This window comes from Streptomyces sp. NPDC032745 (assembly GCF_055579465.1).
Genome location: NZ_JBVING010000026.1, coordinates 17489 through 38703 on the forward strand (window position 1 = coordinate 17489; position 21215 = coordinate 38703).

General features: G+C 70.8%; 21 protein-coding genes. 7 read left to right on the forward strand and 14 right to left on the reverse strand.

Annotation, left to right across the window (positions count from 1 at the left end; translation table 11 throughout):
* Positions 1-237, reverse strand: a complete 237-nt coding sequence (locus ACZ5WG_RS39210) for a hypothetical protein (RefSeq protein ID WP_468729441.1) — start codon at positions 235-237, stop codon at positions 1-3.
* Between the two features lie 130 nt (positions 238-367).
* Positions 368-577 (reverse strand): hypothetical protein, encoded by a 210-nt coding sequence (locus tag ACZ5WG_RS39215; protein WP_468729482.1) that lies wholly within the window; start codon positions 575-577, stop codon positions 368-370.
* Between the two features lie 131 nt (positions 578-708).
* Between ACZ5WG_RS39215 and ACZ5WG_RS39220 the strand changes: the two genes are divergently transcribed.
* Both ACZ5WG_RS39220 and ACZ5WG_RS39225 read left to right on the forward strand, forming a co-directional pair.
* Complete coding sequence (locus ACZ5WG_RS39220) at positions 709-1542, forward strand: SCO4651 family lipoprotein (RefSeq protein WP_468729442.1); 834 nt, start codon at positions 709-711, stop codon at positions 1540-1542.
* 162 nt (positions 1543-1704) lie between these two features.
* The gene (locus tag ACZ5WG_RS39225; RefSeq protein WP_362180578.1) at positions 1705-1857 is read left to right on the forward strand and encodes a hypothetical protein; all 153 of its coding nucleotides are present in this window, start codon (positions 1705-1707) and stop codon (positions 1855-1857) included.
* A gap of 27 nt (positions 1858-1884) precedes the next feature.
* Here the strand turns inward: ACZ5WG_RS39225 and ACZ5WG_RS39230 are convergent, their stop codons facing one another.
* Positions 1885-2223: a metal-sensitive transcriptional regulator gene (locus ACZ5WG_RS39230; RefSeq protein ID WP_468729443.1), complete on the reverse strand. Its 339-nt coding sequence runs from the start codon at positions 2221-2223 to the stop codon at positions 1885-1887.
* Positions 2224-2428: 205 nt separating this feature from the next.
* Between ACZ5WG_RS39230 and ACZ5WG_RS39235 the strand changes: the two genes are divergently transcribed.
* Both ACZ5WG_RS39235 and ACZ5WG_RS39240 read left to right on the forward strand, forming a co-directional pair.
* The gene (locus tag ACZ5WG_RS39235; protein ID WP_030157116.1) at positions 2429-3049 is read left to right on the forward strand and encodes a DUF47 domain-containing protein; all 621 of its coding nucleotides are present in this window, start codon (positions 2429-2431) and stop codon (positions 3047-3049) included.
* A gap of 5 nt (positions 3050-3054) precedes the next feature.
* The gene (locus tag ACZ5WG_RS39240; protein ID WP_468729444.1) at positions 3055-4056 is read left to right on the forward strand and encodes an inorganic phosphate transporter; all 1002 of its coding nucleotides are present in this window, start codon (positions 3055-3057) and stop codon (positions 4054-4056) included.
* Positions 4057-4239: 183 nt separating this feature from the next.
* On the opposite strand, the gene pstB is transcribed toward ACZ5WG_RS39240, so the two are convergent.
* The 7 genes from pstB to mshD all read right to left on the reverse strand — a co-directional run bounded on the left by pstB (position 4240) and on the right by mshD (position 13051).
* Complete coding sequence (pstB, locus tag ACZ5WG_RS39245) at positions 4240-5016, reverse strand: phosphate ABC transporter ATP-binding protein PstB (RefSeq protein WP_468729445.1); 777 nt, start codon at positions 5014-5016, stop codon at positions 4240-4242.
* A gap of 30 nt (positions 5017-5046) precedes the next feature.
* Positions 5047-6129: a phosphate ABC transporter permease PstA gene (pstA, locus tag ACZ5WG_RS39250; protein WP_468729446.1), complete on the reverse strand. Its 1083-nt coding sequence runs from the start codon at positions 6127-6129 to the stop codon at positions 5047-5049.
* Positions 6129-7118 carry a phosphate ABC transporter permease subunit PstC gene (pstC, locus tag ACZ5WG_RS39255; RefSeq protein ID WP_136225790.1) on the reverse strand — a complete coding sequence of 330 codons (990 nt, stop codon included), beginning with the start codon at positions 7116-7118 and terminating at the stop codon, positions 6129-6131. Before pstC ends, pstA begins: the two co-directional genes overlap by 1 nt.
* A 127-nt stretch (positions 7119-7245) precedes the next feature.
* Positions 7246-8385 (reverse strand): phosphate ABC transporter substrate-binding protein PstS, encoded by a 1140-nt coding sequence (gene pstS / locus ACZ5WG_RS39260; protein WP_468729447.1) that lies wholly within the window; start codon positions 8383-8385, stop codon positions 7246-7248.
* A gap of 288 nt (positions 8386-8673) precedes the next feature.
* The gene (locus ACZ5WG_RS39265; RefSeq protein ID WP_468729448.1) at positions 8674-9630 is read right to left on the reverse strand and encodes a CHAD domain-containing protein; all 957 of its coding nucleotides are present in this window, start codon (positions 9628-9630) and stop codon (positions 8674-8676) included.
* Positions 9611-11884 (reverse strand): RNA degradosome polyphosphate kinase, encoded by a 2274-nt coding sequence (locus ACZ5WG_RS39270; RefSeq protein WP_468729449.1) that lies wholly within the window; start codon positions 11882-11884, stop codon positions 9611-9613. The genes ACZ5WG_RS39265 and ACZ5WG_RS39270 overlap by 20 nt, the downstream gene beginning before the upstream one ends.
* A gap of 234 nt (positions 11885-12118) precedes the next feature.
* A complete protein-coding gene (gene mshD / locus ACZ5WG_RS39275; protein ID WP_468729450.1) occupies positions 12119-13051 on the reverse strand; it encodes a mycothiol synthase in 933 nt (310 codons plus the stop codon).
* Between the two features lie 175 nt (positions 13052-13226).
* On the opposite strand from mshD, the gene ACZ5WG_RS39280 reads away from it, so the two are divergent.
* Positions 13227-15041: a bifunctional metallophosphatase/5'-nucleotidase gene (locus tag ACZ5WG_RS39280; RefSeq protein ID WP_468729451.1), complete on the forward strand. Its 1815-nt coding sequence runs from the start codon at positions 13227-13229 to the stop codon at positions 15039-15041.
* Between the two features lie 110 nt (positions 15042-15151).
* Here ACZ5WG_RS39280 and ACZ5WG_RS39285 read toward each other — a convergent pair whose 3' ends face one another.
* The gene (locus tag ACZ5WG_RS39285; RefSeq protein ID WP_468729452.1) at positions 15152-15937 is read right to left on the reverse strand and encodes an alpha/beta fold hydrolase; all 786 of its coding nucleotides are present in this window, start codon (positions 15935-15937) and stop codon (positions 15152-15154) included.
* A 144-nt stretch (positions 15938-16081) separates the two neighbouring features.
* Here ACZ5WG_RS39285 and ACZ5WG_RS39290 point away from each other — a divergent pair, with 144 nt between their 5' ends.
* Positions 16082-16651, forward strand: a complete 570-nt coding sequence (locus ACZ5WG_RS39290) for a TetR/AcrR family transcriptional regulator (RefSeq protein WP_468729453.1) — start codon at positions 16082-16084, stop codon at positions 16649-16651.
* A gap of 102 nt (positions 16652-16753) precedes the next feature.
* Positions 16754-17647, forward strand: a complete 894-nt coding sequence (locus ACZ5WG_RS39295; protein ID WP_468729454.1) for a phosphatidylinositol-specific phospholipase C — start codon at positions 16754-16756, stop codon at positions 17645-17647.
* Between the two features lie 13 nt (positions 17648-17660).
* On the opposite strand, the gene ACZ5WG_RS39300 is transcribed toward ACZ5WG_RS39295, so the two are convergent.
* The 3 genes from ACZ5WG_RS39300 to ACZ5WG_RS39310 are packed head-to-tail and all read right to left on the reverse strand — an operon-like array spanning position 17661 to position 21016.
* Positions 17661-19094 carry a sensor histidine kinase gene (locus ACZ5WG_RS39300; RefSeq protein WP_468729455.1) on the reverse strand — a complete coding sequence of 478 codons (1434 nt, stop codon included), beginning with the start codon at positions 19092-19094 and terminating at the stop codon, positions 17661-17663.
* Positions 19091-19843 carry a response regulator transcription factor gene (locus ACZ5WG_RS39305; RefSeq protein ID WP_468729456.1) on the reverse strand — a complete coding sequence of 251 codons (753 nt, stop codon included), beginning with the start codon at positions 19841-19843 and terminating at the stop codon, positions 19091-19093. Before ACZ5WG_RS39305 ends, ACZ5WG_RS39300 begins: the two co-directional genes overlap by 4 nt.
* Positions 19844-19894: 51 nt before the next feature.
* The gene (locus ACZ5WG_RS39310) at positions 19895-21016 is read right to left on the reverse strand and encodes a S1C family serine protease (RefSeq protein WP_468729457.1); all 1122 of its coding nucleotides are present in this window, start codon (positions 21014-21016) and stop codon (positions 19895-19897) included.
* Between the last annotated feature and the right edge of the window lie 199 nt (positions 21017-21215).

Sequence of the window (21215 nt, forward strand, 5' to 3'; positions counted from 1 at the left end):
TCACGGGTCGCCGCTCTCCGCGCCGTGGCGCTCCGAGTCGTCCTCGCGGCGGTAGCGGGAGCGCAGCCACAGACCGGTGGCCACGGCCGCGGTGGTGGTCGCCCCGATGGCGAGGGCCACATCGGCCGGGCCGTCCGCCGAGCCCGTCGGGCGCGCCGAGGCCGCGGCGGCGGCGGGCGTGAGCGCGAAGAGCAGGGCCCAGAGGAGGGCGGCGACGCGGGGTGCGGGTCCTGGCATGCATCCAGGGCATCCGCTCGCAGGGGCGTCGGCCAGCCGGGCCGTCCGAACGGGCGATCAAGAAGACCCCCCCTGCCCCCGGCCCCTCTGGCCCCCTGCCCCCGGCCCCCTGTCGTCGCAGAGAGAAGACCTAGCCGGAGGTGTGCCGGTACGCGTCCTTGCGGGCCAGGTCGCGGGAGCGGCGGGCCGGGCCTTTCCAGCCGCAGGTGCACAGGGCCAGGCAGAACGAGCCGCGCTCGGCGGTGCTCGTGGTGTGCCCGGCGGGTGGCTGCTCGGTGGGGCGGGGGAGCGGCACGGCTTCAAGCGGAGGGACGAGCGACGCCTTGGTGTGCGGATCCACATCACCAAGGTACTGGGTCCGGCACGGGTCCGGGACCTCGGCGGCCCGTGACGGGAAACCCCGGACCTCGTTAACCGGAGCGGGTGGGGGCCTCGGGCAAACAGCGGTCATGCGTTGGGGGTTGGCAGGCGATGGTGGTGCACCAGCACAGGTGGCGGCGCGGGCGTGCGGGTGAGGCGGTGCTCGCCTTGGGCATGGCCCTGACCGCGGCCGCGATGAGCGGGTGCGGAGGCGCGGACAAGGGCGACGACCGGCCCGCCGCCGACCCGGCCGCGACCGTCCGGGGGGTCGCCGACCTGCTGGCGAAGACCGGCAGTGCGCAAGCCCGTACGGCGATGGAGATGGCCACCGGCGGGACCCGGGTCACGATCCGCGGCGAGGGCGGGGTCGACTTCAAGAACCGGATGGGCCAGCTCCTGGTGATGCTCCCGGCCGACGCGGCCGGCAAGGACGAGCACCGGCCCATCACCGAGCTGCTCGTACCCGGCGCCCTCTACATGAAGAACCGGGGCGCGGGCGTGCCCGCCGACAAGTGGGTCCGGGTCGACACGACGACCCTCGCGGACGGGAACCTCGTCACGGGCGGGGCCACCGACCCGCTGGCCGCTGCCGAGCTGCTGCGCGGCGTACAGGAGGCGACGTACGTGGGCGAGACCGAGGTGGCGGGCACGAAGGTGCGGCACTACCGCGGGACCACCGACATCGGGCAGGCCGCGAAGAGGGCCTCACCGGCGGTCCGCGGGGCACTGGAGGCGGCGGCGAAAGGGTTCAGCAAGAGCGCGGTCCCCTTCGACGTCTATATCGACGAGGAGGGCCGGCTGCGGAAGGTCCGGCACCGTTTCACCTACGTCAACAATGGCGTGATCGATGTCTCCTCCACCACGCTGCTCTACGGGTTCGGGACGCCGGTGACCGTCGTATTGCCCGCAAGCAGGGACATTTACGCCGGGAAGATCGCCGAATAGCCGGCCGGACGGTCCCGGGGCGGCGCGATCGGGCCATGGCCCGGTATCCGGAAATGGTCCATCCGTGTCATGCGCACAGCGCCCCGTTCTCCCTAGGCTGAGAAATCGAGCGCCGACGACCGATGATCCGATGACCGATGACGGCAGATTGAGGTGACACGCGTGACTCCCGCTGGCGCTACGACGGTGCAGGACCACGTGGCGCTCGCCGAGATCGAGCTGTGCGGCGAGCTGATCATCGCGGCGTCCGCGGCGGACGAGGAGCGGCTCAGCCAGGACCGGATCGACGAGGTCCTGATGGGTCTCGGGCTGTAGCCGCATCCGCAGCGCGGGCCGAAGGGCTCAGGTGCGCAGCAGGCGCGCGATGGCCTTCGTCGCTTCCTCGACCTTGGCGTCGATCTCGTCCCCGCCCTTGACGGCCGCGTCGGCGACGCAGTGCCGCAGGTGCTCCTCGAGCAGCTGGAGCGCGAAGGACTGGAGGGCCTTCGTGCTCGCCGAGACCTGGGTGAGTATGTCGATGCAGTAGACGTCCTCGTCGACGAGTCGCTGCAGACCCCGGATCTGCCCCTCGATCCGGCGCAGCCGCTTGAGGTGCTCGTCCTTCTGGTGGTGGTAGCCGTGCACCGCGCCGGGGGTGGTGGCGACGTCGGCTCCGGAGCCTTCCGCCTCGATGGCAGTCATGCGTCCTCCCGTGGTCCGGACCTGAGGGGTGCATACCCCTCATGGGTATAGGGTACTGGGCCCTGGCCGAAGGGACAGGGGCCCGTGGTCCTCACTCTGCCTGATGGAGGACACTGGGGAACCGCCCGGAACCGCCGGTTAGCCGTGGCCGGGGGATGCGCCTAGCATCAGCCTGACCGAATCCAATGCACCCCGAGGACCTCACGTGCGATTTCGTCTGACCCCCAGGGAGACGAGCTTCTACGACATGTTCGCCGCATCCGCGGACAACATCGTCACGGGCTCCAAGCTCCTTATGGAACTGCTCGGAGCGGACTCCTCCGCCCGGGCCGAGATCGCGGAACGGATGCGGGCAGCCGAGCACGCGGGGGACGACGCCACTCACGCGATCTTCCACCAGCTGAACTCCTCCTTCATCACGCCGTTCGACCGCGAGGACATCTACAACCTGGCCTCGTCGCTCGACGACATCATGGACTTCATGGAGGAGGCCGTCGACCTGGTCGTCCTGTACCAGGTGGAAGAGCTCCCCAAGGGTGTCGAGCAGCAGATCGAGGTGCTGGCGCGGGCGGCCGAGCTGACCGCCGAGGCCATGCCGCACCTGCGGACGATGGACAACCTGACCGAGTACTGGATCGAGGTCAACCGCCTCGAGAACCAGGCCGACCAGATCCACCGCAAGCTGCTCGCACAGCTCTTCAACGGCAAGTACGACGCCATCGAGGTGCTGAAGCTCAAGCAGATCGTCGACGTGCTCGAAGAGGCGGCCGACGCGTTCGAGCACGTCGCGAACACGGTGGAGACCATCGCGGTCAAGGAGTCCTGAACCTCGTGGACACCTTCGCTCTGATCGTGACCATCGGTGTCGCGCTCGGTTTCACGTACACCAACGGTTTCCACGACTCGGCGAACGCGATCGCGACCTCCGTCTCGACCCGCGCGCTGACCCCGCGCGCCGCCCTCGCGATGGCCGCGGTGATGAACCTCGCCGGTGCCTTCCTGGGCAGCGGCGTCGCCAAGACGGTCAGCGAGGGCCTGATCGAGACGCCCACGGGCAACCGGGGCATGTGGATCCTCTTCTCGGCGCTGGTCGGCGCGATCGTCTGGAACCTGATCACCTGGTACTTCGGCCTTCCGTCGTCCTCCTCGCACGCCCTGTTCGGCGGCATGGTGGGTGCGGCGCTGGCCGGTGGCACCGAGGTGATCTGGTCGGGAGTGGTCGACAAGGTCGTCATCCCGATGTTCGTCTCGCCGGTCGTCGGCCTGCTCGTCGGCTACCTCGTGATGCTGACCATCCTGTGGATGTTCCGCCGGGCCAACCCGCACAAGGCCAAGCGCGGCTTCCGTATCGCGCAGACGGTGTCCGCGGCCGGCATGGCCCTCGGCCACGGCCTCCAGGACGCGCAGAAGACGATGGGCATCGTGATGATGGCCCTGACCATCGCGGAGCTGCAGACCGAAGGCTCCGAGATCCCGGTCTGGGTCAAGATCGTGTGCGCCGTGATGCTGTCGCTGGGTACGTACGCGGGCGGCTGGCGCATCATGCGGACCCTCGGCCGCAAGATCATCGAGCTGGACCCGCCGCAGGGCTTCGCCGCCGAGACCACTGGCGCTTCGATCATGTTCGGCTCGGCGTACCTCTTCCACGCGCCGATCTCCACCACCCACGTGATCACCTCGGCGATCATGGGCGTGGGCGCGACCAAGCGGGTCAACGCGGTCCGCTGGGGCGTCGCCAAGAACATCGTGATGGGCTGGTTCATCACCATGCCGGCCGCTGCCCTGGTCGCCGCGCTCAGCTTCTGGATCGTCGACCTGGCCTTCGTCGGCTAGCTGGGACGCGGCCCTGTGAGTCGACCTGGCCTTCGTCGGCTAGTCGTACGACGGCCAGGCCGGTCGGAAACGAAAGCGGGCCGGCTCCCCCCACCCAGGGGGAGCCGGCCCTTTTTTCTTTCGCCTTGCGGTGGCACCGCCATGCAGCACCGCAGGACGTTGTTCACATCCGGGGGCTTCGGTTTAGCCGAAGCGGCCCGAGATGTAGTCCTCGGTCGCCTGCACGGACGGGTTCGAGAAGATCCGGTCCGTGTCGTCGATCTCGACGAGCTTGCCGGGCTGGCCGACCGCCGAGAGGTTGAAGAAGGCGGTGCGGTCGGAGACGCGGGCGGCCTGCTGCATGTTGTGCGTCACGATGACGATCGTGAAGCGCTCCTTGAGCTCGCCGATCAGGTCCTCGATCGCGAGGGTGGAGATCGGGTCCAGGGCCGAGCAGGGCTCGTCCATCAGCAGGACCTCCGGCTCGACCGCGATGGCGCGGGCGATGCACAGACGCTGCTGCTGGCCGCCGGAGAGGCCGGAGCCCGGCTTGTTCAGACGGTCCTTGACCTCGTTCCAGAGGTTGGCGCCCTTCAGGGACCGCTCCACGATGTCCGAGAGCTCGGACTTCTTGAAGCTGCCGTTCAGGCGCAGGCCCGCCGCCACGTTGTCGAATATCGACATGGTGGGGAAGGGGTTCGGGCGCTGGAAGACCATGCCGACCGTGCGGCGGACCGCGACCGGGTCCACGCCGGCGCCGTACAGGTTCTCGTCGTCCAGGAGCACCTTGCCCTCGACGCGGCCGCCGGGGGTGACCTCGTGCATGCGGTTCAGGGTGCGCAGGAAGGTGGACTTGCCGCAGCCGGACGGGCCGATGAAGGCGGTCACGGAGCGGGGCTCCACGGTCATCGAGATGTCATCGATGGCCTTGTGGGCGCCGTAGAAGGCGGACAGTCCGCTGACGTCGATTCGCTTCGCCATGAGGGGTCACTTCGCTTTCATGTGGTCGCGTCAGCGACCGGTCTTCGGGGCCTTCCAGCGGGCGATGCCGCGGGCCACCAGATTGAGGATCATGACGAAGGCGATCAGGACGAGCGCTGCGGCCCATGCCCGGTCGTAGGAGGCGTCACTGCCGACCTTGTACTGCTCCCAGATGTACAGCGGAAGCGAGGACTGGGCACCTTCGAAGGGGTTCGGGTTGATCAGCTGGGTACCGAAGACCAGCAGCATGATCGGCGCGGTCTCACCGGCGATGCGGGCGACGGCCAGCATGACGCCGGTCGCGATGCCGCCGATGGCGGTGGGGAGCACGACCTTGAGGATCATGCGCCACTTCGGCACACCGAGGGCGAGGGCGGCCTCGCGCAGCTCGTTCGGGACGAGCTTGAGCATCTCCTCGGTGGAGCGGACCACCACGGGCATCATCAGGATCGACAGGGCCATCGAGCCGGCGAAGCCGGACGGGCCGAAGCCGAGCGCCAGGTTCCAGGTCGTCAGGATGAACAGGCCCGCGACGATGGAGGGGATGCCGGTCATGACGTCGACGAAGAAGGTCACGGCCTTGGCGAGCGAGCCCTTGCCGTACTCGACCAGGTAGACGGCGGTCAGCAGGCCGATCGGCGCCGCGATCAGGGCGGCCAGGGCGACCTGCTCGATGGTGCCGAGCAGCGCGTGGTAGACGCCGCCGCCCTCCTCGAAGCTGGTGACACCGTTCATCGAGTGGCTGAGGAAGTCCCCGTCGAGGGCCTCCATGCCGCGGCTGATGGTGGTCCAGATCAGCGAGAGCAGCGGGATGACCGCGAGGACGAAGCAGACCCACACGAGGGAGGTCGCGACGCGGTCCTTGGCCTGGCGGCGGTTCTCGACGATCGCGCTGGCGGTGTACGTGATCGCGACGAACAGGATCGAGGCGATCAGGCCCCACTGGATCTTGCTGTGGAGGTCGGCGACGACGCCGATGCCGCAGCCGAGGGCGATCGAGAGGACCGCGATGCCGGACGGGGCCCAGCGGGGCAGGCCGCCGCGGGTGAGTCGGGCGGGGGCGACGGACTTGCGGGCGCCGGTGGGGCGCTGGTCCTGGAGTGCGTGGCTCATCAGGCGTTCGCCCCCGAGAAGTCCTTGCGACGGGCGATGATCAGCCGGGCTGCGCCGTTGACCAGCAGGGTGAGCAGGAAGAGCACGAGACCGGAGGCGATCAGGGCGTCGCGGCCGAACTCGTTGGCCTCGTCGAACTTCGCGGCGATGTTCTGCGCGAACGTGCCGCCGCCCGGGTCCAGGATGTGCCCGTTGATCAGGAAGCTCGGGGAGAGGACGGTGGCGACGGCCATGGTCTCGCCGAGGGCGCGGCCGAGGCCGAGCATCGAGGCGGAGATGACGCCGGAGCGGCCGAAGGGCAGCACCGACATGCGGATGACCTCCCAGCGGGTCGCGCCGAGGGCCAGGGCGGCCTCCTCGTTCATGCGCGGGACCTGCAGGAAGACCTCGCGGCTGACGCTGGTCACGATCGGCAGGATCATGATCGCGAGCAGGATGCCGACGGTGAAGAGCGAGCGCGCGACGCCGACCTGGGTCTTGTCGAAGACGTAGGTCCAGCCCATGTACTCGTCGAGCCAGAGGTTCAGGCCCCCGAGCTGAGGGACGAGGAAGAGCGCGCCCCAGATGCCGTAGATGATCGACGGCACGGCGGCCAGCAGGTCGACCACGTACGCGAGGGGGGCGGCCAGCTTGCGCGGCGCGTAGTGCGAGATGAACAGGGCGATGCCGACAGCGATCGGAACCGCGATGGCCATCGCGATGATCGAGCTGACGACGGTGCCGAAGAGCAGGACGGCGATGCCGAAGACGGGCGGGTTGGCCGACGCGTTCCAGTCGAAGGTGGTGAGGAAGTTCCCCTCGTTCTTCGACAGTGCGATCGAGGCACGGTAGGTGAGGAAGATGGCGATCGACGCCATGATCACCAGGAGCAGGATGCCGGAGCCCTTGGAGAGCCCGGCGAAGATCTTGTCACCGGCGCGGCCGGTGGACCTTGCGCTCTTGGAGACAGGCGGAGCCTGGTCTATCTGGGTGGGTGTGGTGGAAGCCATGATCTTTCCGGTCTGGGTGGGGGGAAGGCCCCCTGGCGGCGGTGCACCGGATCCCCTGGGTGGAGGGGAGGGTCCTCGGGTGCCGGGCAGTTCGGACGGGAACTGCCCGGCACCTTCGGGTCAGTGATTAGGACAGCGACTTGATGACTTCGCGGACCTTGGTGTTGATCTCGGCCGGGATCGGCGCGTAACCGTTCTCGGAGAGGACCTTCTGGCCCGCGTCCGAGGCGGTGTAGTTCAGGAAGGACTTCACGATCGGGAGCGTCTCGGCCTTGTTGCCCTTGTCGCAGACGACCTCGTACGTCACCAGGACGATCGGGTAGGCACCCTCGGCCTTGGTCGTGTAATCGAGCTTAAGCGCCAGGTCGGAGCCGGTCCCGGCGATCTTCGCGGCGGCGATGGCCTTGGAAGCACTCTCGGAGGAGGCCTTGACCGGAGCGGCGGCGCCCGTGTTCACGTCAACCGTCTTGATGCCCTGGGCGCTGGCGTAGGAGAGCTCGAAGTAGCCGATCGAGCCGTCCACCTGCTTGACCTGGGTGGCGACACCCGCGGAACCGCTGGCGCCGAGGCCGCCCGGGGCCGGCCACTTCTTCGCAGCTTCGTACGTCCAGGCCTCGGGAGCGGCAGCCTTGAGGTACTTGCCCAGGTTCTCGGTGGTGCCGGAGTCCTCGGAGCGGTGGAAGTGCTGGATCGCGGTGCCGGGAAGCGTGACGCCGGGGTTCAGCTTCTTGATCGCCTCGTCGTCCCACTTCTTGATCTTGTCGTTGAAGATGTTGGCGATCGTGGTGGCGTCGAGGTTCAGCTTGTCCACGCCGGCGACGTTGAAGCCGAGGGCGATCGGGCCGCCGACCATCGGCAGGTCGATGCCCTGACCGCCGGTGCAGATCTTCTTCGACTCCTCCACGGCCTCGGGCTTCAGCGCGGAGTCCGAGCCGGCGAAACCGACGGTGCCCTGGTTGAAGGCGACGATGCCCTCACCGGAGGAGGAGGACTTGTAGTTGACCTCGACGCCGGGGCAGGCGGCCATGTAGGCCTTGACCCACAGGTCCACGGCGTTCTTCTGGGCGGAGGAGCCGGAGGCCAGGAGCTTGCCCTTGGCGTCGTCGCACTTGATGTCGCCCGCGGCGGCGGCCGACGGCTTGCCGCTGGCGGCGCCGCCATCCTTCGTGTTGTCGTCCGAGCCGCACGCCGTGAGGACCAGGGCGCCGGACACGACAAGCGCCCCGAGGGCGGAGGCACGAAGCATGTTCTTGCGCTGAAGCTTCACTTTTCGGGTGTTCCTTCCAGAAGCCGCCGGCCGCTTTCTGTATCGGGGCGGCGTGCGAAGAGGACTACGTCGGTTGCACGGCGTGTCATTCGATCTGGTGGGCGACGCGCTCCGTGCACCACTGAAATTAGGCAGATCAGGTGAAGCGGCCGACCGGGGCAAATGAACGGACGGTGAACCATGACGGACGGCCTGGTGTGGATGGCCGGGTTTGCTCCGGGGTGTCATCCGCCGTTGTCCCGCCGTTACCGTTATGTGACCGGCCCGTGAGTGGCTGATTCCTTTCGGTCAGAGGGCGGGGGCCGCCGCCGGCTGCCACAGGTCCTGGAACGTGAACCGGGCCGCCTCCACCTCGTGCCGCTGGTCTGCGTGCAGCACCCCCAGCGCGTACGCCGTCGCCGGGGCGATCCGCGGGGTGCGGGCCGCCGTCGCCGAGGCGGCCGCGGCCTCGGCGGCGTCGCGGTGGCGGTCCAGGGCGTCGCCGGCGGCCGCCAGCCGGACCACGTCCTCGCCCAGGGCCTCCCGGGCGTAGCGGTGGACCCGCAGCAGCCGGCGCACCTCGTGCCAGGAGCCGTCGTGGTCGGGGTTGTACGGGTGGGCCTCGGCGGCGTGCGGCAGCGCCGAGACGGCCGCCGCCAGCCGGGTGTGGGCCACCTCCGCCAGCGGGACCAGGACCGCGTCGACCCGGCCCCGGGCCGCTACCGGGTCCAGAGGCACCTCGGAGGCCAGGACGGCCACGGCGTCCGCGACCGCGTGGAACCGGGACGAGCCCAGCGCCTGCAGGGTCGCCGAGTGGGCGCGGGTCCGGGCCAGCGTCAGCTGCCGCTCGAGCAGGGCCGCGGCCCGCGCCGAGCCCACCGTCAGCGCACCCGAGGCGCCGCGGGGCGCGGGCACCTCCGGCGAGCCCGACAGCCGGTGCAGGGCGTCCAGCAGCCGGGTCAGCCGGGCGGCGTACGCATGTTCGTCCGCCAGGGTCGAGGACAGCCACACCAGCTCGGTGCGCAGCCCGTCGGCCCAGGAGGACTCGGTCACCACCCGGAAGGTGGTCAGGGACCCGCTGATGCGGCGCGCAGCCCCCCGCAGGCTGCGCGCCGCATCGCTGCCCTCCGCGGCGTCGGCCCCGCTCTCCTCGTGGAGGCGGAGCCCGCGCAGGAAGGCGGTGGCCTGGGACCGCAGGTACGTGCCGAGCACGTCACCCGCGGAGTCCCCTCCACGCGCTGTCAGGTCATGGTTTGGCAGAGCCACGCCGGCGCCTCCGGGCGTCTATGAGCATCTCCTGAACGTGCCGCAGCGGCTGGCCTTCGTGGTCCGTGCTGTGCCGGGTCCATTCGCCGTCCGGGCCCAGGTGCCAGGAGGAGGTGGCGTCGGACATCCCGGTCTCCAGCATCCGGTCCAGTGCCGCGCGGTGGGCCGGGTCGGCGACCCTGACCAGTGCCTCGATGCGGCGGTCGAGGTTGCGGTGCATCATGTCGGCGCTGCCGATCCACACCTCGGGCTCGCCGCCGTTGCCGAAGGCGAAGACCCGGGAGTGTTCCAGGAAGCGGCCGAGAATCGAGCGGACCCGGATGTTCTCCGAGAGCCCGGGGACCCCGGGACGCACGGCGCAGATGCCGCGGACCCAGATGTCGACGGGCACTCCCGCCTGGGAGGCCCGGTAGAGGGAGTCGATCAGGGCCTCGTCGACGATCGAGTTCATCTTGAGGCGCACGTACGCGGGGCGGCCGGCCCGGTGGTGGGCGGCTTCCTTGTCGATCCGCGCGATCAGCCCGTCGCGCAGCGAGCGCGGCGCGACGATCAGCCGGCGGTAGGTCTCGCGGCGCGAGTACCCGGACAGCCGGTTGAAGAGGTCGGAGAGGTCCGCGCCGACCTGCGGGTCGGCGGTGAGCAGGCCGAGGTCCTCGTACAGGCGGGCGGTCTTGGGGTGGTAGTTGCCGGTGCCGACGTGGGAGTAGCGGCGCAGCGTGTCGCCCTCCTGGCGGACGACGAGCGACAGCTTGCAGTGCGTCTTCAGGCCCACCAGGCCGTAGACGACGTGGCAGCCGGACTCCTCCAGCTTGCGGGCCCACTTGATGTTGGCCTGCTCGTCGAAGCGGGCCTTGATCTCGACGAGTACGAGGACCTGCTTGCCGGAATCGGCGGCGTCGATCAGGGCGTCCACGATCGGGGAGTCGCCGGAGGTCCGGTACAGCGTCTGCTTGATCGCGAGGACGTCCGGGTCGGCGGCGGCCTGCTCCAGGAAGGCCTGCACCGAGGTGGAGAAGGAGTCGTACGGGTGGTGCAGCAGCACGTCCCGCTCGCGCAGCGCGGCGAAGATGTCGGGCGCGGACGCGGACTCGACCTCGGCGAGGTCGCGGTGGGTGCCGGCGACGAACTTGGGGTACTTCAGCTCGGGCCGGTCCAGCGAGGCGATGCCGAAGAGGCCGGTCAGGTCCAGCGGGCCGGGCAGCGGGTAGACCTCGGCGGCGGAGACGTTCAGCTCCTGCACGAGGAGGTCCAGGATGCCGGGGTCGATGGACTCCTCGACCTCCAGGCGCACCGGCGGGCCGAAGCGGCGCCGCATGAGCTCCTTCTCCAGGGCCTGGAGCAGGTTCTCGGCGTCGTCCTCCTCGACCTCGAGGTCCTCGTTGCGGGTCACCCGGAACATGTGGTGCGCGAGCACCTCCATGCCGGGGAAGAGCTCTTCCAGGTGCGCGGCGATGACGTCCTCGAGGGGGACGTAGCGCTGCGGGGAGGCCTCCAGGAAGCGGGAGAGCAGCGGCGGGACCTTGACGCGGGCGAAGTGGCGGTGGCCGCTGACCGGGTTGCGTACGACGACGGCCAGGTTCAGGGAGAGCCCGGAGATGTACGGGAACGGGTGCGCGGGGTCCACGGCCAGCGGGGTGAGCACCGGGAAGATCTGGTTCCGGAACAGCGTGAAGAGGCGGGCCTGCTCCTTCTCGGTGAGGTCCGGCCAGCGGATGAGGTGGATGCCCTCTTCGGCGAGCTGTGGGGAGATGTCCTGCTGGAAGCAGGCGGCGTGCCGGGCCATGAGCTCGCGCGAGCGCGTCCAGATCAGGTCGAGCACCTCGCGGGGCTGCAGCCCGGAGGCCGAACGGGTGGCGACGCCGGTCGCGATGCGGCGCTTGAGGCCGGCGACGCGGACCATGAAGAACTCGTCGAGGTTGCTCGCGAAGATCGCCAGGAAGTTGGCGCGCTCCAGCAGCGGGGTCGCCGGGTCCTCGGCCAGCTCCAGCACCCGCTCGTTGAAGGCCAGCCAGCTGCGCTCGCGGTCCAGGAAGCGCCCCGGGGGGAGCTCGCCGCCCTCTTTGTCGTCGTAGGCGTCCAGGTCGGCGTCGAGATCGGGTGCGAGCCCGGGCTCGAGGCCGGAATGCGGGCGGTGCGCGGCTATGGAGCCGATCCGCGCGGGCTTGGCCGCCGGGCCGGGGGAGGCGGCGGGGGACGTGTGAGACGGGTGCTGGGCGGGGACCTCGGTGGGGCCTGCGCTGGGCTGGTGGCTCATGACTCCATTGTTCCGCGCACGCGGCAGGACAGGCGCGTCGGAAGTGGTCGCCGTCAGTCGGAGTCGGGGCTGCATGCCGGGAGAATCGCAAGCGCGTCTTAAGGTCCGGTGAATGGCGTATGGCTTCCAGGCTCCGGGTGGTGCACGAGTACGTCTTTTCCGCGCCCGGTATACACCCGTACGGGCTCCGCGCGCTCCCGGCGCACCCGTACGGGCTTCCCCCGGGGCTGCGGATCAGCTCTCGGTGCGGTACATCAGGTCGACCTCGTGGGTGCTGAAGCCGAGGCCCTCGTAGACGGCGAGGGCCGCCGGATTGTCGGCGTCCACGTACAGCATCGCGGTGGGCAGGCCCGCCCCGGCGAGGTGGTGCAGGCCGATCGCGGTGAGGGCCTTGCCGAGGCCGCCGCCCTGGGCGCCGGGGCGGACGCCGAGCACGTAGACCTCCCCGAGCCGCTCCTCGGCGTGGACCTTCGTCCAGTGGAAGCCGACGAGCTCCCCGTCCCGCTCGGCGAGGAAGAAGCCCTTGGGGTCGAACCAGGGCTGCGCGATGCGGTCGTTCAGGTCCCGCTGGGTCAGTGCGCCCTGTTCGGGGTGGTGGGCGAAGGCGGCCGAGTTGACCGCGAGCCAGGCCGCGTCGTCCTGGCCGGGCACGAAGGTGCGTACGGTCACCCCGGCCGGCAGCACCACCTCGGGCAGCGGGGGCCCCTCCGGGCCGAGCGGGCGGCGCAGCTGGCGCAGCTCGCGGAACAGGGTCAGGCCGAGGACCTGCGCGAGGTGGCGGGCGGCTGACTTGCCGCCGTGCGCCCACACCCGGATCCGCTTGCCGGAGGCGGCCAGCAGGGCCGAGCCCAGTGCCCGCCCGTGCCCGCGCCCGCGCAGCGCGGGGTGGACGACGAGCTCGGCGGCGGGGGCCTCCACCGGGTCGGTGTCCTCCAGTTGTCCGTATCCGGCGAGCCGGCCCCGCTCGGTGAGCAGGAAGTGCCGGATCCCCTCGCGGCGCCCGCCGCGCAGCTGGAGGCGGCCCTGCTCGGACACGGCGGTCGTGCCGTCCGTGTGCGCCGCGTCCTCGATGAGGGCGAGCACGGCCGCGGCCTGTTCCTCCGTCAGCTCGTCGAGGGTCTCAATCTGGCGTCCCGGCTCCAGGGCCGCTGCTGCGTCGTCAGTCATGCGTCGAGCGTACGACCGCGGAAGGCGCCTGCGGTGGTGTGCGTGCAGCGGGCCGACGGTGAGCCGTCTCCTACGTGTAACCAGGCCGACACCCGTACCCCCTGTCGTGCTACGCGCGTTGACCATAGGCTGCCGCCGACCTCCCGAGTTTTACCGCTGTCCAAAAGGGGACTAAATGTCAGCGACGCCACAACGGCACCGCCGAACCCGCCGGTTGACCTTCGCCGCTCTCGCCGTCACGGCCGGGGCCGGAGCGATGGTCGCGGCCGCACTGCCGGCCGGTGCCGCGAGTGGTGGCGGTGCCGGTAAGAGCCGCACCGTCGATGTGCAGATGCTGTCGTTCAACGACTTCCACGGCACGCTGGAGCCGCCGCAGGGCTCCTCCGGCACCGTGAGCGAGCGTCAGGCGGACGGCACCACCAAGGCGATACCCGCCGGTGGTGTCGAGTACCTGGCGACCAGCCTGCGCGAGGCCCGCAAGGGCCACGAGTACTCCGTCACGGCCGCGGCCGGCGACATGATCGGCGGCAGCCCGATGCTGTCCGGTCTCTTCCACGACGAGCCCACCGTCGAGGCGCTGAACAAGCTGAAGCTGGACGTCAGCAGCGTCGGCAACCACGAGTTCGACGAGGGCAAGACCGAGCTGCGCCGCATGGCGTACGGCGGCTGCCACCCGGTCGAGGGCTGCTTCGAGTTCGGCAAGGAGTTCACGGGCGCCGAGTACAAGTACCTCGCGGCGAACGTCACGGACGAGAAGACCAAGCGTCCGATGCTGAACCCCACCTTCATCTGGCAGAAGGGGGACGTGAAGATCGGCTTCATCGGCGTCACCCTGGAGGGCACGCCGGACGTCGTCACCGCCGAAGGGGTCAAGGGCCTCAAGTTCGGCGACGAGGTGGAGACGATCAACAAGTACGCCGCCGAGCTGAACAAGCAGGGCGTCAAGTCGATCGTCGCGCTCATCCACGAGGGCGGCCTGCCCGCGAGCGGCGCCTACAACTACGACTGCGACGTCCCGGGCGCCGGCGCCGGCGTCTCGGGCGCGATCGTGGACATCGCCAAGAACGTGGACCCGAAGGTCGACGCGCTGGTGACCGGCCACACGCACCAGGCGTACGCCTGCAACATCCCGGACCCGGCGGGCAACCCGCGCATGGTGACCTCGGCCGCCTCCTACGGCCGCCTGTTCACGGACACCACGCTGACGTACGACCGCCAGACCAAGGACATCGTCCGTACGGCGGCCCTCGCCCCGAAGCCGGTCAACAAGGTCGTCACCCGGACCCAGCCCAAGGCCCCGGACATGACCGAGCTGATCACCCGCTGGAACGCGCTGGCCGCCCCGGTCGCCAGCCGTCCGATGGGCTACATCTCGGCGGACATCGCGGGCCGCGGCTCCGAGGCGCCCGAGAAGCCGCTCGGCGACCTGATCGCCGACGCGCAGCTGGAGGCCACGGCCCCGGCGGCCAAGGGCGGCGCACAGCTGGCCATCATGAACCCGGGCGGCATCCGTGCCGACCTGGCCTACAAGGCCGCGGGCGCCGAGGGCGACGGCGTCGTGACGTACGGCGAGTCCTACACGGTCCAGCCGTTCAACAACCTGATGAACATCGTCGACCTGACGGGCGCGCAGCTGATCACCGCGCTCCAGCAGCAGGTCAGCGGCACGGTCAACGGCCCGAACCCGAAGATCCTCCAGGTCTCGAAGGGCTTCACCTACACCCTGGACATGACGAAGACGGGCGCGGACCGCATCGTCGTGGACTCGGTGAAGCTGAACGGCGCGGCGATCGACCCCGCCAAGACCTACCGGGTCGCCATGAACGAGTTCCTCGCGGGCGGCGGTGACGGCTTCACCGTCCTGAAGGAGCACAAGAACAAGCTGGTCGGCGTGCCCGACCTGGAGGCGTTCAACGCCTACCTGGCGAAGTCGACGGAGGCCGCTCCGATCGCCCCGCCGGCGGCGGACCGCATCACGGTCGTCAAGTAACACCTGCGTACGAAACCTGCGTACAGCACGCCCGAAGGGGCGGTGGGCCCTGCGGCCCGCCGCCCCTTCGGCGTTCGCCCCGTACCCCCGTGACGGAGCGGCCATGGCCGTCAGAGCGTCGCGAGGAACTTCCCGACGGCCTCGTGGAAGCCCGCCGGGTCCGTGAACGGCACGAAGTGGTCCCCCTCCAGGGGCGTGTACGAGGTCCCGGGCCGCCGGGCGACCATCGCGTCGGCGGTGTCCTGGCTCAGCGACCGGCTGCCGGTGCCGTGGATCAGCACGGCCGGGCAGGTACTCGCGAGCCAGGCGTCCCAGTGGTCGCCGCGGCAGCCTTCGATGGAGTCGAGCATGTCCTGCGGGTGGAACGGCAGCCGCCAGCCCTCGCCGGCGGGGAGCGGGCGCAGCACCCGTTCGACGAACTGCGAGCCCACCGGCCCGGCCGCGGCGAGGAGCTCCTCGCGGGTGGGAGCGGTGTACCGCATGTCCCGGAGGAAGTCGAAGACCGCTCCCTCGGGGACGGGGTGGACCTCCACGGTGGCGTCCACGTCGACGAGCGCCGAGATCCGGTGGGGGTGGGCGGCGGCCAGGTGGACGGCGTTGAGCCCGCCGAGGGAGTAGCCGAGGACGGCGACGGGGGCGTCGAGACCGAGGTGGTCGAGCAGCGCGACGGCGTCGGACACGTATCCGGCGCGGCCGTAGTCGGCGGCCCGGTCGGAGTCGCCGTGGCCGCGCTGGTCGGGGGCGATGACCCGCCACGCGTCGTCCAGGGCGTCGGCGAGGCCGGCGAAGGCGAGGCCCTCGGACAGGCCCCCGTGCAGGGCGAGCAGCGGGCGGCCCGGGCCGCCGAAGTCCCGGTACGACAACGTGCGGCCGTCGATCGTCAGCGTGTGGCGCATGGTTCCGCTCTCCCCTGTGTGTCCTGCGGTGACGGTGGCGTATCCGAGCCTGCCAGGATTTGGGCAAGCGCGCAATACGTTTGTCTTGGGCACTCGCCCAAGAGGGTGTGCAGCCCCAAGAGGGTGCGCGGCTACGATCCCGGCATGGGAAATCGCGAGGACCTGCTGGCCGGAGCGCGCCGCTGCCTGGAGGAGAAGGGGTACTCGCGCACGACCGTGCGCGACATCGCCTCGGCGTCGAAGGTGAGCATGGCCGCGATCGGCTACCACTTCGGCTCGCGCGAAGCCCTGCTCAACCTCGCGCTGTTCGCAGCCATGGACGAATGGGCCGCCGGGTCCGGCCGGCTGGCCGGCCAGGGCGACACCACCGAGGAGCGCTACGCCGACACCTGGGACCGCAAGATCCAGGACTTCGGCGACATGCGCTGGCTGTGGATCGCCAACGTCGAGGCCTTCGTCCACGCGCAGTCCTCGCCCGAGCTGCTCGCGGCCCTCGCCGAGGGCCAGCGCCGGTCCCGGCGCATGGTGGCCGCGCAGCTGCGCGGGGTTCCCGAGGACGCGGTCGCCGAGGAGGACGTACGGGCCCTCGGGTCGGTGCACATCGCGCTGCTGACCGGGGTGATGGTGCAGACCCTGACGGACCCGGAGCAGGCGCCGAACGGGCGGGAGCTCGCCCAAGGGCTGCGCGCCATGGCCGAGTTGCTCGAAAGCTGAGGGCTACCGAAGGGTAGTAAAGGCCGGTCCCGCACGCCAGAATCCGGGGGCACGTCCCAGCCGTGGCTGGGAATCCATCACCGGGTCGGCAAAGGGGCGGACATGGCACTGGATCGTCGGGCATTTCTGGTCGGGGCGATGGCGGCGGGCGCGGGCGCGGCCGTGGGCCTCGGAGCGGCGGCCCCGGCCTCCGCGCACACCCTCGGCACCCGCGGCACTCTCGGCACGCAGGACTGGATGGCCGGACTCGGCGACTCCACGGCCCTGCAGCGCATGACCATCCCCGGCACGCACGACTCCGGCGCCCGCCAGGGCGGGCTGTTCGTCGCCTGCCAGAACACCTCGATCGCGGAGCAGCTCGACTCGGGGATCCGCTTCCTGGACGTCCGCTGCAGAGTCACCGGGGGGTCCTTCGCGATCCACCACGGCTCCTTCTACCAGGGCCTGATGTTCGGGGACGTGCTCGTCGCCTGCGCGAACTTCCTCGCCGCGCACCCCTCCGAGACCGTGCTGATGCGGCTCAAGCAGGAGTACTCCGAGGACAGCGACGCCACCTTCCGCGCCGTCTTCGACGACTACCTCGACCACCGGGGCTGGCGCCCGCTGTTCCGGATCGCCGACACCCTTCCCGCCCTCGGCCAGGCCCGGGGCAAGGTGGTCCTGCTCGCCGACAACGGCGGCCTGCCCGGCCTGCGCTACGGCGACGGCAACGTCTTCGACATCCAGGACGACTGGAACGCCGAGCCCTTCGCCAAGCGCGGCAAGATCGAGAACCAGTTCCGCCGGGCCGTCCAGCAGCCCGGCAAGCTCTTCGTGAACTACACCAGCACCTCGGCCTACATGCCGCCGCGCTGGAACTCCGACCGGCTGAACCCGCAGGTGCACGCCTTCGTCGACGGCGGGGAGCTGGCCGGCCGGACCGGGCTGGGGATCGTCCCGATGGACTTCCCGAACACCCGCTCCGGCCTGGTCGCCTCACTGATCCGGCACAACTGACGGCCCGCCCCGGCTAGGCGGCCGGGTCCGGCCGGCCGGCCGGCGGCGGGGCCGGGGCGCCCGGGATGCGCAGGAGGGCCTCCGTGCCCGGGCCGCCGTCCGCCGGGGCGCGCAGCTCGGCGGTACCGCCCGCGCGCTGCGCCGTACGGGCCACGATCGACAGCCCGAGCCCGCTGCCCGGCAGGGCCCGGGCCGAAGGGGACCGCCAGAACCGCTCGAAGACGTACGGGAGGTCCTCGGCCGGGACACCGGGACCGTGGTCGCGCACGGTCAGCTCGCCGGCCCGCAGCGAGACCTCCACCGCGCCGCCCGGCGGGCTGAACTTCACCGCGTTGTCCAGGACGTTGACCACCGCCCGCTCCAGCGCCGCCGCCTCGCCCCGCACGTACCAGGGCTCCAGATCGGAGGCGAAGTCCAGCTCCGGGCCGCGCAGCCGGGCCCGGGACAACGCGCTCTGCACGATCTCCTGCAGCGCCACCACCTCCAGCCTGGCGGGCGGGGCCGCGTCCGGGCGGGACAGCTCCTGGAGGTCCCCGATCAGTGCGGCCAGCTCCGTCATCTGCGCCTTGACCGAGGCCAGCAGCTCCTTGCGGTCCTCGGGCGGGATGGCCCGGCCGGTCTCCTCGCTGCGCGCCAGCAGCTCGATGTTGGTCCGCAGCGAGGTCAGCGGTGTGCGCAGCTCGTGGCCGGCGTCCGCGATCAGCTGGGCCTGCCGCTCCTGGGAGGAGGCGAGCGCCGCCGTCATGGAGTTGAAGGACCGCGACAGGCGGGCGATCTCGTCGTCGCCGTCGTGCGGGATCTGCACGGTGAGGTCCTCGGTCCGGGCGATGTGCTCGACGGCGCCCGTGAGTTCGTCGACCGGCCGCAGCCCCGTACGGGCCACCCACAGGCCGGCCGCGCCCGCGCCGACGACACCGACCCCGCAGACGAAGAGGAGCACCCAGGCCAGGGTGGACAGCGGCTTCTCGATGTCGGCGAGCGGCTTGGCGACCGAGATGGCGACACTGCCGCCCACCGGGCCGGTGACGTTCACCGGCTGGGTGTAGACCCGTACGGGCGTGCCGTCCGTGGTGTGGCCGTCGTACAGCACCGGCCCGCGCTCGCCCCGGGCGACCTCGAGGTCGTACCCCGTCACCGGGAGGGTGTTCTTGCCGTCCACCCAGCAGCGCCCGCCCGTGGGCAGGACGATCTGTACCTGCGCGCTCAGGTTGTTCACGATGGCGCCGGGCACCTGCTCCCGGCAGCCGAGCTGGGGCAGCGTCTGGTTGGCCTGCGCGCTGGCGTTGGTGGAGCGCAGCGAGCTGTCCAGCTGGCCCTTCAGCTGCGTACGGACCATGAACCAGCTGACGACGGCGACGGCCGCGACGGCGACCGCCACCGCGACCGTGACCAGCAGCGCGAGCCGCGAGCGCAGGGGCAGCGCACGGAACCGGGCGACCGGGCTCACTCGGGCCCTCCGGAGTCGCCCGCCCCGGCGGTGCGCAGGACGTAGCCCACCCCGCGCACGGTGTGGACCAGGCGGGGCTCGCCGCCGGCCTCGGTCTTGCGGCGCAGGTACATGACGTACACGTCCAGGGAGTTGGAACTGGGCTCGAAGTCGAAGCCCCAGACGGTCTTGAGGATCTGCTCGCGGGTGAGCACCTGGCGCGGGTGCGCCAGGAACATCTCGAGCAGCGTGAACTCGGTGCGGGTCAGCTCCACCGGGCGCCCGGACCGGGTGACCTCGCGGGTGGCGAGGTCCATGCGCAGGTCGCCGAAGGCCAGGGTGTCCGTCTCCTCGGCTTCCGCGCCGCCGGGCCGCGGGGCGGCGTACGCGCTGCGGCGCAGCAGGGCGCGGACGCGGGCGAAGAGCTCGTCGAGCTCGAAGGGCTTGACGAGGTAGTCGTCGGCGCCCGCATCGAGGCCGGTGACGCGGTCGCCGACGGTGTCGCGGGCGGTGAGCATCAGGATCGGGGTGGTGCTGCCGGAGGCACGCAGCCGGCGGGCCGCCGTCAGGCCGTCCATACGGGGCATCTGGATGTCGAGGACGATCAGGCCGGGGTCGTACGAGGCAGCCTTGTCGAGGGCGTCCAGCCCGTCGACGGCGGTCTGCACGGCGTACCCCTCGAAGGCGAGGCTGCGGCGCAGCGCCTCCCGCACGGCGGGCTCGTCGTCGACGACGAGGATGCGGTGCGGGTCGCCTTCGGCCGGATTCATCTGCGGTCCCCCAGGGGTCGTGGTCGGTCGTACCAGGCTCGCACGGGACGCCTAGTACGAGGTCCCGAAGCCGTCGGCGGCGCTGCTGCCGCCGCCGTTGTTGCTGCCGCTGTTGCCGGTACCGGTACCGCCCTTGCGGAGGGAAGCCAGGTCGGCCTTGATCGTGTTCACCGGGATGGCGAAGCCGAGGCCGACGCTGCCGGCGGTGGAGCTGTCGCTCGAGGGGGAGTAGATCGCGGAGGGCATGCCCACGATCTCGCCGTTCATGTTGACGAGGGCGCCGCCGGAGTTGCCCGGGTTGAGGGAGGCGTCCGTCTGGATGGCCTTGTACGAGGTGGTGTTCGATCCGGTGTTCCCGTTGAACTGCTGACCGTCGTACGAGAACGGCCAGCCGCCGTTGCTCCGCTGCCGCTGGGGGGCCTGCTGCTCGGACTTGGGCACGTTGACCTCGCGGTTCAGGGCCGAGACGATGCCGCTGGTGACCGTGCCGGTGAGGCGGTCGGGGGAGCCGATGGCGACGACCTGGTCGCCGACCTTGAGGCCGTCGGAGTCGCCGAGCCTGGCCGGCTTGAGGCTGCTCGCACCCTGGAGCTTGATGAGGGCGAGGTCCTTGTCGGGGTCGGTGCCGACGGTCTTGGCCGCGTACTTCTTGCCGTCGCTCATCGTCACCTGGATCTCGGTGGCGCCGTCGATCACGTGGTTGTTGGTGACGATCTCGCCGTCGGCGGTGACCACGATGCCGGAGCCGGTGCCCTGGCCGGAGCCGGTGCGAGTGTCGATCCGCACGACGGAGGGGCTGACCTGCTCGGCGACTCCGGAGACGGTGCCGCTGCTGGACTGCGAGACGTTGGTGCCGGTGACGCCGCCGCCGCTGCCGCCCTGGCTGCCGAGCAGCTGCTGCACTGCGGCGGCGGTGCCACCCCCGACGACGGCGGCGGCCAGCGCCACGGCGGCGAGCAGCGCGACGGGCCGCTTGGCCCGGGCCGCGTGCGCGGGCCCCTCCGGGGGCGCGGTGGGTGCGGGGACTGCCGGGGGCTGGTGCGCCTCGTGCCAGCCGGGTGCCGCCGGGGGCGGGTAGGCGGGCGGCGGCGGGTAGGCCCCGCCGAGGGGCGCGCTCTGGGCCGGGCCGTTCTCCTGCGGGTACTCGCCGTCGCGGCGGAAGCTCTCGGTCATGACTACGACTCTGTCCCCGGATGATGAGAGCTTCCTGAGTCCCCCCTGAGATCCACGACAGAACTGCGTAAGCCCGACATGAACCGGCCCTCTTGGCCCCGCCGGCGTTCGAGGCGCGGGTCCGGGGTCCGGCCCCCGGCCATGGCGCAGCAGACGCTACGGGTCCGGGGCGTGCTCCGGGGAACGTGGGAAGGCCGGG